The organism is Pseudoxanthomonas sp. USHLN014 (assembly GCF_037153335.1).
Lineage (GTDB): Bacteria > Pseudomonadota > Gammaproteobacteria > Xanthomonadales > Xanthomonadaceae > Pseudoxanthomonas_A > Pseudoxanthomonas_A winnipegensis.
The window spans coordinates 136151-151755 of record NZ_JBBCKO010000009.1 but is presented as its reverse complement, the minus strand read 5'-3'; the positions used below and the strand labels follow the sequence as shown (position 1 = coordinate 151755).

At 71.4% G+C, this 15605-nt stretch carries 16 protein-coding genes; 7 read left to right on the top strand and 9 right to left on the bottom strand.

Going from position 1 to position 15605, the window contains the following annotated elements:
- Positions 1-102 precede the first annotated feature (102 nt).
- The 5 genes from nagZ (at position 103) to WFQ05_RS16100 (ending at position 4287) form a co-directional block, all read left to right on the top strand.
- A complete protein-coding gene (gene nagZ, locus WFQ05_RS16120) occupies positions 103-1104 on the top strand; it encodes a beta-N-acetylhexosaminidase (protein WP_130529257.1) in 1002 nt (333 codons plus the stop codon).
- Positions 1104-1670, top strand: coding sequence for a hypoxanthine-guanine phosphoribosyltransferase (locus WFQ05_RS16115; protein ID WP_130534432.1), 567 nt, complete (start codon positions 1104-1106; stop codon positions 1668-1670). The genes nagZ and WFQ05_RS16115 overlap by 1 nt, the downstream gene beginning before the upstream one ends.
- Positions 1667-2413 (top strand): S-methyl-5'-thioinosine phosphorylase, encoded by a 747-nt coding sequence (locus WFQ05_RS16110; RefSeq protein ID WP_130523541.1) that lies wholly within the window; start codon positions 1667-1669, stop codon positions 2411-2413. The genes WFQ05_RS16115 and WFQ05_RS16110 overlap by 4 nt, the downstream gene beginning before the upstream one ends.
- Before the next feature lie 91 nt (positions 2414-2504).
- The gene (locus tag WFQ05_RS16105; protein WP_130520125.1) at positions 2505-2711 is read left to right on the top strand and encodes a cold-shock protein; all 207 of its coding nucleotides are present in this window, start codon (positions 2505-2507) and stop codon (positions 2709-2711) included.
- 721 nt (positions 2712-3432) lie between these two features.
- Entirely contained in the window at positions 3433-4287 is an 855-nt protein-coding gene (locus WFQ05_RS16100) for a pirin family protein (protein WP_337054541.1), read from the top strand.
- Between the two features lie 88 nt (positions 4288-4375).
- Here WFQ05_RS16100 and WFQ05_RS16095 read toward each other — a convergent pair whose 3' ends face one another.
- Together WFQ05_RS16095 and WFQ05_RS16090 are read right to left on the bottom strand one after the other, a co-directional pair.
- On the bottom strand, positions 4376-4834 hold the full coding sequence (locus WFQ05_RS16095; RefSeq protein WP_337054540.1) for a hypothetical protein: 459 nt from the start codon (positions 4832-4834) through the stop codon (positions 4376-4378).
- 252 nt (positions 4835-5086) lie between these two features.
- On the bottom strand, positions 5087-5950 hold the full coding sequence (locus WFQ05_RS16090) for a pirin family protein (protein ID WP_337054539.1): 864 nt from the start codon (positions 5948-5950) through the stop codon (positions 5087-5089).
- Positions 5951-6148: 198 nt separating this feature from the next.
- Here WFQ05_RS16090 and WFQ05_RS16085 point away from each other — a divergent pair, with 198 nt between their 5' ends.
- Positions 6149-7051: a LytTR family DNA-binding domain-containing protein gene (locus WFQ05_RS16085; RefSeq protein ID WP_337054538.1), complete on the top strand. Its 903-nt coding sequence runs from the start codon at positions 6149-6151 to the stop codon at positions 7049-7051.
- Positions 7052-7201: 150 nt separating this feature from the next.
- A complete protein-coding gene (locus WFQ05_RS16080; protein WP_337054537.1) occupies positions 7202-9478 on the top strand; it encodes a CocE/NonD family hydrolase in 2277 nt (758 codons plus the stop codon).
- A gap of 254 nt (positions 9479-9732) precedes the next feature.
- Here the strand turns inward: WFQ05_RS16080 and nfi are convergent, their stop codons facing one another.
- The 7 genes from nfi to WFQ05_RS16045 form a co-directional block, all read right to left on the bottom strand.
- Positions 9733-10437: a deoxyribonuclease V gene (nfi, locus tag WFQ05_RS16075; RefSeq protein ID WP_337054536.1), complete on the bottom strand. Its 705-nt coding sequence runs from the start codon at positions 10435-10437 to the stop codon at positions 9733-9735.
- Positions 10434-10910: a phosphoglycerate mutase family protein gene (locus WFQ05_RS16070; protein ID WP_337054535.1), complete on the bottom strand. Its 477-nt coding sequence runs from the start codon at positions 10908-10910 to the stop codon at positions 10434-10436. Before WFQ05_RS16070 ends, nfi begins: the two co-directional genes overlap by 4 nt.
- Positions 10911-11007: 97 nt before the next feature.
- The gene (locus WFQ05_RS16065) at positions 11008-11199 is read right to left on the bottom strand and encodes a DUF3606 domain-containing protein (RefSeq protein WP_337054534.1); all 192 of its coding nucleotides are present in this window, start codon (positions 11197-11199) and stop codon (positions 11008-11010) included.
- A gap of 99 nt (positions 11200-11298) precedes the next feature.
- Positions 11299-13086, bottom strand: coding sequence for an ABC transporter transmembrane domain-containing protein (locus tag WFQ05_RS16060; protein WP_337054533.1), 1788 nt, complete (start codon positions 13084-13086; stop codon positions 11299-11301).
- Positions 13087-13231: 145 nt separating this feature from the next.
- Positions 13232-13828: a YigZ family protein gene (locus tag WFQ05_RS16055; protein ID WP_130520144.1), complete on the bottom strand. Its 597-nt coding sequence runs from the start codon at positions 13826-13828 to the stop codon at positions 13232-13234.
- Positions 13825-14991 carry a hypothetical protein gene (locus tag WFQ05_RS16050; protein WP_337054532.1) on the bottom strand — a complete coding sequence of 389 codons (1167 nt, stop codon included), beginning with the start codon at positions 14989-14991 and terminating at the stop codon, positions 13825-13827. Before WFQ05_RS16050 ends, WFQ05_RS16055 begins: the two co-directional genes overlap by 4 nt.
- On the bottom strand, positions 14988-15542 hold the full coding sequence (locus WFQ05_RS16045; RefSeq protein ID WP_337054531.1) for an RNA polymerase sigma factor: 555 nt from the start codon (positions 15540-15542) through the stop codon (positions 14988-14990). Before WFQ05_RS16045 ends, WFQ05_RS16050 begins: the two co-directional genes overlap by 4 nt.
- Between the last annotated feature and the right edge of the window lie 63 nt (positions 15543-15605).

The window sequence follows — 15605 nt, the reverse complement described above, 5'->3', positions numbered from 1 at the left end:
CGGGCCGCCTCCCGCGTCTGGCGCCCATGCCGCCCGCCGACTTGTGCTTCTGCGACAATCTTGACCCCCCCGCGCAAACGCGGCCCACGGAGTTTCGACCCAATGCTCGTGATCGGCCTGGCCGGCACCGAACTGGCCCCCAGGGAACGCGACTGGCTGCAGCACGATGCGGTGGCCGGGGTGATCCTGTTCGCGCGCAATTTCGCCTCGCGCGAACAGGTCACGGCGCTGAGCGCGTCGATCCGGGAAGCGGCGCCCCGTCCGGTGCTGGTGTGCGTGGACCAGGAAGGCGGGCGCGTGCAGCGCTTCCGCGACGGCTACGCCGCGCTGCCGCCGCTGGCCAGCTTCGGCGCGCAGTACGCGACCGATCCGGCCGGTGCGCTGGAAGCGGCGCGCGAGCACGCCTGGCTGATGGCGAGCCAGGTGCGCGCCAGCGGCGTGGACCTGAGCTTCGCCCCGGTGGTCGACCTCGGCCGTGGCAACCGTGCCATCGGCGACCGCGCCTTCGCCGCCGATCCGCAGGTGGTGGCCGCGCTCACCCGCGCCTACGTGGCCGGCATGCACGCGGCCGACATGGCCGCCACGCTCAAGCATTTCCCCGGCCACGGCACCGTGCTGGAGGACACCCACGTCGATGTCGCCACCGATCCGCGCCCGCTGGACGAACTGCAGGCGCAGGACCTGGTGCCCTTCGCCGCTGGCATCGACGCCGGGGCCGATGCGGTGATGATGGCGCACGTGGTCTACCCGGCGGTGGCGCCGGAGCCGGCCGGCTATTCGCCGCGCTGGGTGCGCCTGCTGCGCGAGGAGCTGGGCTTCCGCGGCGTGGTGTTCTCCGACGACATCTCCATGGCCGCCGCGCACGCCGCCGGCGGGGTCGCCCGGCGCGTGGCGCTGCACCTGGACGCTGGCTGCGACGTGGTGCTGGCCTGCCATCCCGAGGTCGTCGACGAGGCGCTGCGCGCCGTCGAAGGCCGCTCACTCAACACCGCCGCGCTGATCGGGCTGATCGGCCGCGGCCCGCGCGCGTGGGAAGGCCTGCTGGCCGACACGCGCCACGAATCCGCGCTCGCGCGCCTGTCATTGCCCAAGGGAACCGCCTGATGTCCAACACCGCTCCGACCATCCGCCAGGCCCTGGCCAACGCCGACCTGCTGGTGGATCGCCCGACCATCGATGCCGCCATCACCACGATGGCCGACGCCATCGCGCGCGACTACGCCGGCGAGGTGCCGGTGTTCCTGACCATCATGCACGGCGGCCTGCCCTTCGCCGGCCAGCTGTCGCTGGAGCTGGGCCTGCGCGGCCTGGACCTGCAGTACGACTACCTGCACGCCACCCGCTACCGCGGCGAGACCGAAGGCGGCGAGCTGGTGTGGAAGCACCGCCCGGCCACCGCGCTGTACGGCCGCCGCGTGCTGCTGGTCGACGACATCCTCGACGAGGGCCTGACCCTGCTGGCCGTGCGCCAGTGGTGCCTGGAGCAGGGCGCCACCGACGTGCGCATCGCCGCGCTTACCGTCAAGCGCCACGACCGCGCGGTGGCCGAGGTCTCGGCCGACTACGTCGGCGTGGAAGTGCCGGACCGCTACGTGTTCGGCTTCGGCATGGACGTGCACGAGCACCTGCGCAACCTGCCGGCCATCTACGCGATGAAGGAGGACGCGTGAGCCAGCACATCGACCTGGCCGTCATCGGCGGCACCGGCGTCTACAAGCTGGCCACGCTGGACGATGTCGAAACCCGCCACGTCGACACGCCCTACGGCGCGCCCTCGGGTCCGGTGCGGGTGGGCACGGTGCTGGGCCGGCGCGTGGCCTTCCTGGCGCGGCATGGCGAGGGTCATTCGCTGCCGCCGCACAAGGTCAACTACCGCGCCAACCTGGCCGCGCTCAAGCAGCTCGGCGCCACGCGCGTGCTGGCGCTCAACACGGTCGGCGGCATCACTGAAGCGTACGGCCCGCGCGTGCTGGCCTGCCCGGACCAGCTCATCGACTACACCTGGGGCCGCATCTCCACGCTGTGCGAGGAGGGCGGCGAGGTGCTGCACGTGGACTTCGGCGATCCCTATACGCCGATGCTGCGCCACAAGGTGCTGGCCGCGGCGCGGGTGACGGGGGTGAAGGTGGTCGACGGCGGCTGCTACGGCGCCACCCAGGGCCCGCGCCTGGAAACCAAGGCGGAAATCGCGCGCATGAAGCGCGACGGCTGCGACCTGGTCGGCATGACCGGCATGCCCGAGGCCGGCCTGGCGCGCGAGCTGGGCCTGGACTACGCCTGCCTGGCGATCGTGGCAAACTGGGCCGCCGGCTGCGGCACCGGCGAGGAGATCACCATGGCCGAGGTGCTGGCCAATGTGGAGGCGGCGTCCTCTGGGATGGCGGAGTTGGTGGGCGAACTGGCGCGCGGGTGATTGTCAAGCTCCCCGCGTCTTTGCATACTCGGAATTGCGCGGCTACCTGGCAGCGCAACACCACCGATCCAATCTGGGGATACAAAGAGCTATGCCGTACGGTACCGTCAAGTGGTTCAACGATGCGAAGGGCTTCGGATTCATCGCGCCGGAAGATGGCAGCGCCGATGTCTTCGCGCATCACACCGCGATCAACGCCAAAGGCTTCCGCACCCTGCAGGAAGGCCAGCGCGTGAGCTACGAGGTGACGCAGGGCCCCAAGGGCGCGCAGGCGTCCAACATCACCCCGGCCACCTGAAGAAGCCGATCTCGCACCGTTTTCTTGAACCCCGCTCCGGCGGGGTTTTTTATGGCCGTTCTCCTAAGTTTTGCTGAAATGAGTGCGTGGCCGGTAAGACCACTTCGCCAACCAGCCTCGACCCGGCCGGGCGTGGATCCCCGGCTCGGTCCGCCATCTAAGGCGGACCGAGCCGCGCTTTGCCCCCTCCCTTTCGCCGAAGGCGAAGGGGAGCTCGAAGTCGCGAACTAGCGACTGAGGGGGTGGGGTGCTTTTGCTCTTCGCTTCGGTGGCTTGCCCGGTAAAGCCCCGACCCCTCCCCATCCCTCACCTTCGCCTATGGCGAAAGGGAGGGGGCCTCAAGTTGATCATTTCTCGCCATTGATCGCGTTGCGCGCGCGGGATGGGTTCGAACGACCGCTTGAACCGAAGTCCTGCGATCCGAAGCGCGCGGCAGCGGGCCGGCGGGCGGTGGCCGCGCCTAGCGAGGCAGGATGCCAAGCGCCCGAATCAGGGCAGGATGCCCTGATTGAGGGACAAGCGGACACCGCCCGCCGGACCGCTGCCCCCTCCGAAGCCAGCACGCTCAGACCTCGCGGCCCCGAATCACAAGACGATCCTTCTCACCGGCCCCAGTCCCGGCCGTCGCCAGCCGCAATGGATCGTTGCGCGGCGTGGCGGTACTGTCGGCGGCGCGGCGTCGCCATCATCTGGCCAGACGCAAGCCTTCTGGAGTAACGCCATGAACGACACCGCCCATGCGGCCCGCATCGTCCGTACCGTGCGCGGCATGCCCGCCTCCGACGGCGCCGGGGTCAAGCTGACCCGCGTGATCGGCACGCCCGAACTGCCGGATCTGGATCCGTTCCTGATGCTGGATGAATTCGGCACCGACAAGGCCGAGGACTACCTGGCCGGCTTCCCCGAGCACCCGCACCGCGGCTTCGAGACGGTGACCTACATGCTCGACGGGCGCATGCGCCACCGCGACAACCATGGCAACGAAGGCCTGCTCACCCCGGGCAGCGTGCAGTGGATGACCGCCGGGCGCGGCCTGGTGCATTCGGAGATGCCCGAGCAGGAATCCGGCCGCATGCGCGGCTTCCAGCTGTGGGTCAACCTGCCGGCCAAGGACAAGATGACCGCGCCCAAGTACCAGGAATTCGCCCCCGAGCGCATCCCGGTGGCCACGCCGGCCGCGGGCGTGGAGGTCAAGGTGATCGCCGGTGCGGTCGGCGAGGCGACCGGCCCGATCGTGCAGCCGGCGACCGATCCGCTGTACCTGGACATCGTGCTGGCGCCCGGCGCGCGCTGGACCTACACCCTGCCCGCAGGCCACAACGCCTTCGCCTATGCCTACGAAGGCGAGATCACGGTGGGCGAGGGCGAGGGCGCGCGCGAACTGCCCAGCCGCACGCTGGCGGTGCTCGGTGGCGGAGAGTCGCTGGTCCTGCAGGCTGGTGCGCAGGGCGCAAGCGTGATCCTGGTGGCCGGCCGGCCGCTGCGCGAGCCGGTGGTGCGCCACGGCCCGTTCGTCATGAACACCCGCCAGGAGCTGATGCAGGCCTTCGTCGATTTCCAGGAAGGCCGCTTCTAGCGCGAACTGGTCGGAAAGCCGCCTGCGCTGCCGCCGCAAAACGAAAAGGCCGCCCTCGAGGCGGCCTTTTCGTCGTCGGGGCGATGGCTCAGCGGCGGGTGTTGGCGTCGGCCATCGAGGCCGGGTCGAAGCGCAGGCTGCCCACGGTGGCCATCGCCGCCTGCAGCGCGGCCTCGCTGGGGGCATCGATCCAGACCTGCGCCCAGCGCTCATCGCCCAGCTCGATCACGGCCATGCGGCTGCGCGCGTCGGGGCGATTGGCGATCCGGGTGTGGTACCAGCGCGCCTTGCGGCCGTCGATCTCGGTCTTCTCCTCGCGCGCGCCGGCCGGCTTGTCCGGCTCCTTGGCGGCCAGCATCACGCCGAAGGCCTGCTGGCCGGCGGCGTCGAGGGCCTTGCAGATCACCAGCGCGGCGGTGCCGCTGCGTTCCCAGTGCAGCCCGGTGCCGGCCGGCAACTGCGGGCAACCGGCCGTGGACTGGGCGGACGCGCCGGCGGCGGCCAGCGACAGCAGCAGGCCGGCGGCGGAGGCAAGGCAGGCTTTCATCGAACGATCCCCAATGCGCAAGGCGCATCGCGCCAGGGGCGATGCGCGGTGGATGGAAGACGAACGCCTCGCCCGGGCCGTGCTGCGCACCCTTGGAGCTCCCCTGCGCGCCCGCACGCTGGTGCGGGCCGCCCGGTCGACGCGTCGTGCGGGCGATGCCGGGCGCGCCGGCATCGCACTGCAACATAAGCCAAACCCGGCCCCGCGTGTTGGTCCGGCGGAAGGCTTCGGCGCTGCCGAACGTGCGCCGCGTCAACGTTCCGGCAGGGGGATGAACTCCGGATCGCCGGCGATGCGGCCGAAGCGGCCCTCCAGCCAGTCCTGCTTGGCCTGCTCGATGCGCTCCTTGGAGCTGGACACGAAGTTCCACCACAGATGGCGCGGGCCATCGAGCGGCTCGCCGCCCACCAGCATGGCCTTCAGCGGCGTCTTGGCGCGCAGCACCGGGCGGGTGCCGCGCTCGAGCACGATCAGGTGGCGCGTCGGCACATCGCTTCCGTCCAGCTGGGCCTGACCGTCCAGGATGTAGAGCGCGCGTTCGACCGCACTGTCGTCGATGGCCAGCTCGGCCTCCGGCGCCAGATCCAGGGCGACGTTGAAGGTGTCCGAGTACACGCGCACCGGCGATTCGCGGCCCCAGGCGCGACCGGCGATCACGCGCAGGCGCGCGCCATGCTGGTCCCAGTGCGGCAGGGTGGCGGCGGCATGGTGGTAGAACTCCGGCGCGACTTCCTCATCGGACTTCGGCAGCGCCACCCAGGTCTGCATGCCGTGCAGCGGCGCGTGGTCCACGCGCTCGGCCTGCGGGCTGCGCTCGGAATGGGCGATGCCGCGGCCGGCGGTCATCCAGTTCACGTCCCCGGGCCGGATGACCGTGTCCGAGCCGAGCGTGTCGCGGTGGCCGATGGCGCCTTCCCATAGGAAGGTGACCGTGGCCAGGCCGATATGCGGATGCGGGCGCACGTCGATGCCGTGCCCGGCGTCGAACTCGGCCGGCCCCATGTGATCGACGAACACGAACGGCCCCACGCTGCGCGCCTGCAGGGTGGGCACGGCGCGGCGGACCTGGAAACCGCCCAGGTCGTGCACGCGCGGTTCGATGACGGTGGCGGTCATTGGCGTCTGCTCCGGTTCGAAAGGCCGGCAGGATCGCATGCCGGCCGGGAGCTCGGCCTGACGATCGCGCACAACGGATTGTTGCAGGTCGGGTAGCAAGTCCGTCACGCGGCGGACGGCATCCGGCCGCCTGGCCCATCGCTAAGATGCACGGGAGAAAGCCGGGCGCATGGGCTCGCCTGTCGCGCGGAACGAGTGATGAAGCAGCGGAACTTTGATCTTTGCGCGGTCCTGGCGGTCTTCGTCGCCTATACGGTCACGCTCCGGTTCGCGCTCGGCCTGGATCTGGCCGGATCCCTGCTGGGAGGCCTGGCCAACACCCTGCCGGTGGTCATCTTCGGCCTGGCCGTCAGGCGCATCGTCGTCCGATACCTGATCGGCAAACCCGCCACGGTCCAGCTGCTGGCCCATGCCGCGCTGTGCGCGATGTTCATGCTGCTCTCCTACTGGCTACTGATCGTGCTGCTCGGCTTTTTCTTCGGCGCCGCGCCCGATGGTTTCGTGGTGCGGCCTTTCAAGGGCGGCGGGGCGGCCTGGCAGTCGCTTCAGAACTTCACGACCTACGCGCTGATCGCCGCGGCTTCCTATCTTTCCATGCAGATGCGGGTGGCGGCTCCAGCCGGTGCTGGCCAGGCCGCAGGGGCACCGGCCGGCGACCTCGCGGTCCAGGCGGCCGAGACGGCGCAAGAGTTCGATAGCGCGCCTGCCCTGGACCCTGTGCCGGAACCGGCGCCCTCCCTCACGCCGCCGGAACCCGAAGCCCGGGTGGACGCGGCGCTGTCCCGCTACTTCGTCAGGATCGGCGACGAGCTTCGCCCGCTCGACATCGGATCGGTCGTCTGCATCGGCGGCGCAGGCGACTACGCGGAGGTGACGACCCTGACCGGCAAGCATCTGGTTCGGGTCACCCTGGCCGAGTTCGCCGGTTCCCTGGACCCGGCCAAGTACGTCCGCGTCCATCGCTCCTGGATCGTCAACACCGACCGCATCGCCCGGCTGGAATCGGCGGGCGGGGGGCGGTTGCTGCTGCATCTGGAGACGGGTCAGACCATCTCGACCAGCCGGGAAGGCGCGAGCCTGCTGCGGAGCCGGGTGCTCTGACCGCGGCGAGGTCCCGTTCGCCGTCCGGAAGTGTCCACTCGCCGAATTTCTGACACGACGTCCCGCGGGTTCAGGACGATCGCCGCCCACAACACGATCGGGTGAGCGGGAGGCGTCGCCCCCGGCCCGGTCCGAAAGGAGCGGTCCCGCATGATCCTGTCCCGTTTGCGTTGGGTGGCCTTCGCAGGCTTGTTGGCGTGTTGCATCGGCTGGACGGCACCGCCCGGGCAGGCCGCGGCGGACGCGGCGGCGGCGCTGATCCCTCGTTACGAAGGCGCCAGTCAACCCGACGATCTGGTGACGCTTTACCGGCTGCAGTTGTCCGCTGGGCGCTACGGCGCGGCAGAGGCGACGCTGGAGAAGCTGAGCGACCTGTACCGGTCGGTCGAGCCGCGGCGCGTGCCGGCCTTGGTGCCCTGGCAGCTCTATGCCAGGGCCAAAGGCCACGAAGCCAAGGGTCAGGCGCCCGGCGAGGCGTTGGCGCAGGCGTTCAACGAGCTCGTCGCTAGTTTGCCGGACGACCGCATCGCGCGGATTCTTCCTGCGTTCCAGGTCGACCTCGACGCGCTCCAGGCGGAAGAGGCCAAACAGGCGCGCGCCTGCCCGGATCCGGCGACAGCGAGGTGCGCCGCCCCGGAGGCCCTGATCGCGGCGCGCGCAGCCACGGCGGCCTGGCGCTTTCTCTTGCCTGCGTCGGAGACCTTGCTGAAGGCCGATCTGGAGCGGCGCTTCTCGATGCAGCGGGTCCTGATTCCGACTCCCGATGGCGCCCGGATCGACGCGCTGCTGGTGCGCCAGCGTCACCTGGAGGGTGCGCGGTTGACCGCACTGCTGAACTTCACGATCTACGCGCGGGACGACTGGGCGCTGGACGATGCGGTGCAGATGGCCGGACGCGGCTATATGGGGGTGGTCGCCTTCACGCGGGGCAAGGGGCGGGGCAGCAGTCCGGGCCAGGTGGTGCCCTATGTCCACGATGGCCGCGATGCGGACACGGTCATCGATTGGCTTTCCAGGCAGGCCTGGAGCGATGGCCGGGTGGGCATGTTCAGCGGCAGCTATAACGGATTCACGCAGTGGGCCGCGGCCAAGCATCGTCCACCGGCGTTGAAGGCGCTGGCGACCCATGCGACCAATGCGCCCGGTATCGATACGCCGATGCAGGGCGGCGTCTTCCAGAGCTTCATCTATCCATGGCCGCTCTACACCGCCACGGGCAAGTGGCTGGACGACCAGACCTACGGAGACCGGGACCGCTGGGAGCGGCTGCAGCGGCAGTGGTATCGGAGCGGGGCGCCGTATCGCGACCTGGACAGGATCGAGGGCACGCCCAACCCTGTCTTCGATGCCTGGCTGGACCATCCCGACTACGATCGGTACTGGCAGCAGCTCATCCCCTACGGCCGTGAGTTCGCCGCGATCGACATCCCGGTGCTGGTGCAGACCGGGTATTACGACGGGGGCATGGTCGGTGCCCTCTACTACCTGGAGCAGCATTGCCGGTACAGGCCCGACGCCGATCATCGCCTGCTCGTCGGTCCCTACCACCACATCGCGATGCAGACCGGCGTGCTCGCCAGCGTCAACGGGGAGCAGGTCGACCAGGCGGCCCTGATCGATCTGCAGGAGGTGCGGCTGGACTGGTTCGATCATGTCTTCCGCGGCGCGCCGCTGCCGGACGTCCTGCGCGATCGGATCAATTTCCAGGTCATGGGTGCGAACACCTGGCGACACGTCGCGACCCTGGGAGCGATGGCGACCGAACGTCGACGTCTCTACCTGTCCGGGACGCGGGATGCGGACGGTCTGCTGTTCAGCGCCTTGCCGGTCGGACAAGCCGCGCCGACGCTGTCCGTCGACTTCAAGGATCGTCGCGATGCGGATCTGAGCCTTCCGCGCGGAGTGCCCGATACGCGAAATGCGCTGGTCTTCCGGACCGAAAGATTGCGAGAGCCTCTGGAAATCGACGGCCTGTTCCAGGCAAGACTGCAGTTGGTGACCAACAAGGAAGACTTCGACCTGCAGGTCGACTTCTACGAACAGACGCCCGAGGGTCGCTACCTGGATCTGGCGTCCTATCTGGGTCGAGCCAGCTATATGCAGGACCGAACGCGCAGACACCTGCTGCGGCCGGGGCGCACGCAGGTGCTGTCCTTCCAGAGCCAGACGCTGACCGCGCGCCTGCTGGCGCCCGGAAGCCGCATCGTGGCGGTGGTGGGCGTGCCCAAGCGCCCCTATGTCCAGATCAACTACGGCACCGGCGGCGCGGTGAGCGATGAATCCATCGCCGACGCGGGCCGCCCGCTGCGGATACGGCTGATGCCGCAGAGCTATTTCGAGCTCGGCGTGCGCGAGAAGCCTGCGGATCTCGCGCCCGGCTCGGCCACAGGGCCTGCATCTGTCGCTTCCGATGGGATGCGCGATTGACGATAGCCTGCGCTGGATCGCTGCGACCGCCGTGCGAGGTCCTCGATCCGCGTTGCCCTTTTCGCTGCGCGAAAAGGGGGAGGGCGTGGCTTGCGGCTTGTCTCCCGAGGCGCTGCGCGCTTTGGCCCCTCCCTTTGGCCGCAGGCCAAGGGGAGGGATGGGGAGGGGTGCTCTTCGCAGGGAAGGCAACAGCAAAAGCACCCCCTCCCAGCCTCCCCCTTCGCTGCGCGAAAGGGGAGGGGCTAGCGCTGCGGCTAGGCCAGCGGCAGCTGCGGTGTGTCGCCGGGCATGGGGCCGCGACGCGAGGCGAGGCGGTCGGCCAGGCGCGTGGGTTCGGGCAGGCGGTAGCCGCGCAGCAGGGCGCGGGTCCAGGTGAGCGCGCCGTCCATCGTCATGCCGAAGCCGGGCGAGATGATCAGCGGATTGCAGCGCAGCTTGCTGCGCAGGGCCCAGCCGATCTGTTCGCCGCGATGGATCAGTGGCGTGTGCTCGCCGGGCTGCGGGCCGGGTGCCTCGAAGCGCCCGCACAGCACCTGCTTGGCCACGCCGAGCGTGGGCAGGCTAGTGACCACGCCGAAATGCGCGGCGATGCCCAGCCGGCGAGGATGGGCGATGCCCTGGCCATCGACCACGACCAGGTCTGGTACCTGCGGCAGGAACTCCAGCGCCTGCACCAGCGCGGGCAGCTCGCGGAAGCTCAGCAGGCCGGGGACGTAAGGCATCGAGGTCGGCACGCGCTGAACCGTGCTGGCGATCAGCTGCAGGCTCGTGCCCTCCAGCAGCACGGCGGCCGCGCGCGTGGTGTGGCCTTCGTCCTCGAAGCCGACGTCGAAGCCGGCGATGGTGCGCGGCGCCGCGGGCACGCGGTCCTCCAGCACCACGCGCGCCGCCAGCCGCTCCTGCAGGGCGCGCGCGCCGGCGATGCTGCCGTCCCAGCCGGCGAAGACATGACGCGTCATGGGGCCGGTCCGCCGTAGCGCATGTCCTGCACCTGGGCCGCGGCGCGCGCGGAGAGGTGGATGCGCAGCAGTCGATCGGTCTCGCCGTCGCGCAGCGGGCGCACGGTGCACCCGCACAGCGCATCGGCCAGCGGCGCCAGCGTGCTGGGCTGGCCCACCACCAGCACCGTGTCGTGCGGATGCGCCGCCCGCCACTGGCGTGCGCTGTCGTCGGCCGGTCCGCGCGAGAAGTAGCGCAGGCGCTGCGCCCGTGGATGCTGTGCGGCCACCGGCGCGGCGGTCTGCTGGGTGCGCTGGAACTCGTCGGTGAAGATCGCCGCCAGCGGCGCGTCGGCCAGCGCCTGCGCCAGCCGCTGGGCGCGGGCCAGCCCTGCGGGCGACAGGGGCGGGTCTTGGTCGTTGCCCGCCACGGTGTCGGCGTTGGGCACCAGCAGAAAGGTCGCGCCAGACGCGCTGGAAGCCGTCGGACGCATCGAAGGCGTCGTGCTGCAGCCGACGAGCAGCAGCATCATGCAGCCGGCGAGCGCATGGCGAAGCCTGAGCGTGGGAGCGTGGCGCACCGGCGGCGGATCAGGACTGCTGCGGGCGCGATTCGAGGTGGCGCTTGACCTGGTCGGTGGAAGTGCCGGCTTCCTGCACGGCGGCGCGCAGGTCCTGCTCGTTGACGTTGAAGTGCCGGGTCCAGTAAGCCAGCTCCCATTCCTCGGTCAGCTCGACCTTGGCGATGTCCTTCGGGATCCGGGGATTGTCGGCGGAACTCATGGCGATCTCGCGAGGGAAGACAGACGACCAGCCTGGGAACGTGCACCGTAAAGGCGTGTGAGCCGCGCCGGCTTCATCTGCACACGGCCGCACGCGGCCTCACTCAATGAACTGCAGCCGCGCCAGCTCGGCATACAGCCCGTCCTGGGCCATCAGCGACTCGTGCGTGCCCTGGGCGATGATGCGGCCGCGGTCCATCACCACGATGCGGTCGGCCTTGAGCACGGTCGCCAGGCGATGGGCGATGACCAGCGTGGTGCGCCCGGCCATCAGCCGCTCCAGGGCGCTCTGCACGGCGCGCTCGCTCTGCGCGTCCAGCGCGCTGGTAGCCTCGTCCAGCAGCAGGATCGGCGCGTCTTTCAGCAGCGCGCGGGCGATGGCGATGCGCTGCTGCTGGCCGCCGGACAGGCGCGCGCCGCGTTCGCCCAGCTGGCTGTCGTAGCCCTCGGGCAGTTCGCGCAGGAAGCCGTCGGCCTCGGCCGCCACCGCGGCGGCGTGCAGCTGCTTGTCTGTGGCCTCGAGCCGGCCGTAGCGGATGTTCTCGGCGGCGCTGGCGGCGAAGATCGTCGGCGCCTGCGGCACCAGCGCGATCTGCTCGCGCAGCGCGGCGGTGTCCAGCTGGCGCAAGTCCAGCCCGTCGATGCGGATCGCGCCGGCGTCCACGTCGTGGAAGCGCAGCAGCATCGACAGCACCGTGCTCTTGCCCGCACCGGACGGGCCGACCAGGGCCACCGTCTCGCCCGGGGCGATGTCCAGGGTGAAGTCGTCCAGCGCCGGCGCATCCGGCCGGGTGCGATAGCGGAACGAGACGTGGTCGAACTGCACCTGCCCACGCAGCGGGCGCGGCAGCGGCAGCGGCTGGGCCGGCGGGCGCACGCGCGCCGATTCGTCCAGCAGTTCGCCGATGCGGCCCATGCCGCCGGCCGCGCGCTGCAGCTCGTTCCACACCTCGGCCAGCGAACCGACCGAGCCGCCGCCGATCAGCGCATACAGCACGAACTGCGCCAGCGTGCCGGCGCTCATGCGCCCGGCGATCACGTCGTGCGCGCCGGACCACAGCACCAGCGTGATCGCGCCGAACACCAGCGTGATCGCCCCGGCGGTCACCAGCGACTGGGCGCGGATGCGCTTGCGCGCGGTCTGCACCGAGACCTGCACCGCCGCCTCGAAGCGCGCCTGCTCGTAGGGCTCGCGCGCATGCGCCTGCACCGTGCGCACCGCCCCCAGCGACTCGCTGGCCAGGGTGTTGGCGTCGGCCACGCGGTCCTGGCTGGCGCGCGCGATGCGGCCCAGCCTGCGCGCGCCCAGCACGATGGGCACCACCGCCGCCGGGATGCCGACCAGCGCGAACGCGGCCAGGTGCGGGCTGGCGATGAACATCATCACCACCGAGCCGATCACCGTGACCGAGCTGCGCACCGCCACCGACATCGCGCTGCCGACCACGCTGCGCAGCAGTTCCGAGTCGGCCGACAGGCGCGAGACCAGCTCGCCGCTGCGGGTGCGGTCGTGGAACTGCGCGTCCAGGCCCAGCAGGTGCGCATAGAGCTGGCGGCGCAGGTCGGCCACCACGCGTTCGCCGAGCAGCGAGACGAAGTAGAAGCGCGCGGCGCTGGCCAGCGCCAGCACCACCGCCACGCCGAACAGGCCCAGGAAGGCGCGGTCGATGTTCGCCCCGCTGGAAAAGCCCTGGTCGATCATCTGCTTGAAGGCGTACGGCAGGCTCAGGGTCGCCGCCGAAGCCACCGCCAGTGCCAACAGCCAACTCACGAACAGCCCCATGTGGGCGCGCACGAACGGCCACAGCGCGCGCAGGCTGCCCAGCCGGGCCTTGGGGCGCGCGTCGGGCGCGCCGGTGGCGGGAAGCGTCTGGGCTTGGGAATTCATCGGTGCGGACAACCAGTCGAGAGGGGAGGCGCCGGCGGCGATCCGGCCAACGCGTGCCGGCGGTCGGCGCAGGCGTGGAGGCGTCAGGCCGCGGCGGCCGGGCCGGCGCGCATCCTGCCATGGGTGGCGGTGGGCGGCGGGGTTTTCAATGCGCCGGCGCGGCGTCGCGGCACTGCACGCGCCCGCGGGTGGCCTCGCGCAGGGCGTGTTCCAGCGCCTGGCGCCGCTCGGCCGGCAGTTGCACCTGCAGCACCGCGCCGTCGCTGTCGAAGCGCTCGGCGTCCTTCTGCGCGGCGAACGCCGCCAGCGCCGCGTGCACATGGCCCAGGTCGTCGAAGCCGCAGCCGATCTCCAGCCCGGCCATGGCCACCAGCGGCACGCGCGGCGCCTGCCGCAGCGCGCTGGCGGTGCTGCCGCCGTAGGCGCGCACCAGCCCGCCCACGCCCAGCTTGATCCCGCCGAACCAGCGCGTCACCACCACCGCGATCCGGTCGAAGCCGGCGCCGTCGATCGCCGCCAGGATGGGCCGGCCGGCGCTGCCGCCGGGTTCGCCATCGTCGCTGGAGCGGAACGCCGCGCCGACGCGCCAGGCCCAGCAGTTGTGGGTGGCGTCGGCGTCGCTGACCGCGGCGATGAAGGCCATGGCCGCCTCGGCCGAGTCCACCGGCCCGGCCTGGACCAGGAACCGGCTGTGCTTGACCAGCTGTTCGTGCCGCAGCGGCGCGGCCAGGGTGTCGCTCATGGCAGCAGCGCGCGCAGATCCTCGGGGATCGGCTGCTCGGGATGGGCCTGGACGAAGGCGGCCAGGCTGGCGCGCGCCAGCGCGCCTTCGCCCTCGAAGCGATGCAGGCGGATGCGCTGCAGCCATTGCGCGGGCGGCAGGGCGCGGTCCTCGGCCAGAGCGCGTTCCAGCGCGAGCGGCGTCTGATCGCCGGGCATGTCGATGGTGCGCGGCGCCGGAATGTCCCCGGCGCCCTGAGCCTGGGTCGCGCCCAGCGCTTCCCCGGTCGGCGGCGCGGCGCCTCTGGCCTGGGACCTGCGGTCTTCCTGTACGGCGGCAGTTTCGGCCTGGCGCTCGACCTTGCGCGACAGCGCCTGCATGGCGGCGGGCGCCGGAGGCGGGGGTGGGGGCGGCGGTGCCACGGCATTCGGCGCAGGCGCCGGCGGTGCTGGTGGGGCGGGCGGCGTGTAGAGATCGGCGGCAGGTGTCGGCGCTGGCGGCTGTGCAGTTGCAGAGGCCGGCGGGGGTGCGGGCGCGGCCGAGTACGCCTCTGTCTGGGTGCCATCCGCCGACGGCGCAGGTGCGGCCTGCCCAGCCGCAGCCGGGGGCAGGGGCCTCGCCTGCTCGGCCGGCGCCACGAACGGCGCCTCTGGCGGGGGCGGCACGGCGGCGGGCAGCGGCGGCGGCGCTGCTTCGCGCGTGGCACGGCGCCGGGCGGCGTCTGGTTCGGTTTGGGCCGGAGTCTGAGCCGATGCCGGAGCCGGAGCAGATGCGGGAGCCGACGCGGGATCAAGGGCCTGGACCCGATCCGCAGCCGCCGCGGGCTCGGGCGGCGAGGCGGGCCTCGAGGGCGCGGCCGGCGCCTCTTCGTAGACGACCTGCGTGGTGCGCTGCGGGCGCAGCTGCCAGGCCAGGGTCACGGCCAGCAGCAGCGAGGCGGCCACTCCCAGGCCCAGCGACCAGCGTCGGCGCGGGCGGCGCACACGCGACGCGCCGATGGCGACCGGGGGTGCGGGCGAGCGGGATGGGCCCGCGTCGTGCATGGATGCGGGTTCTTCCACGGCGGCGCGGGCCGCGGCCAGGATGCGCGCGTCCAGCGCCGGGCCGGGCTCGGCGCGCGCATTGCCGGCGGCCAGGCGCTCGGCCAGGGCACGTTCTTCCGGCGTCAGCGGCTCGCGGCTCATCGGCCCAGCCCCGCGCGCAGCTTGTCCATGGCATAGCGCAGGCGCGACTTGACCGTCTCGCGGCCCACGCCGGTGATCTGGCCGATCTCCTCCAGGGTCAGTTCCTGTTCCAGTCGCAACAGCAGCACCTCGCGTTGTTCGTCCGGCAGCGCATCCAGCGCGCGCTGCAGCTCGCGGCGCGATTCGAAGTCGCTGAGCTGGCGCTCCGGGGTCTGCGGATCCTCGACCCGCTCGGTGCGCGCGTCGGCGTCCTCCGGCGCCGGCGGACGATGCCTGAGCGCGCGCCAGTGGTCATTGAGCCGATTGTGGGCGATCCGGTACAGCCAGGTCGCGAAGCGCGCCTCTGGCTGCCAGCTGGCGCGCGCGCCGATCACCCGCTGCCACACGTCCTGGAACAGCTCGTCGGCGGTCGCGCCATCGCGCAGCTGGCGCAGCAGGAAGCGGTACAGCGGCCCGCGATGGCGCGCGTAGAGCAGCTCGAAGGCGCGCACGTCGCCGGCGGCGTAGGCCAGCATCAGGGCGTCGTCGGCGGGCTCGGCGGCATCGTTCACCGCCGCTAGCCTACGGGGTGAGGCCTGCGTCTCAAAGTCGGCGGGCCGCCACGGGCCGCGGCC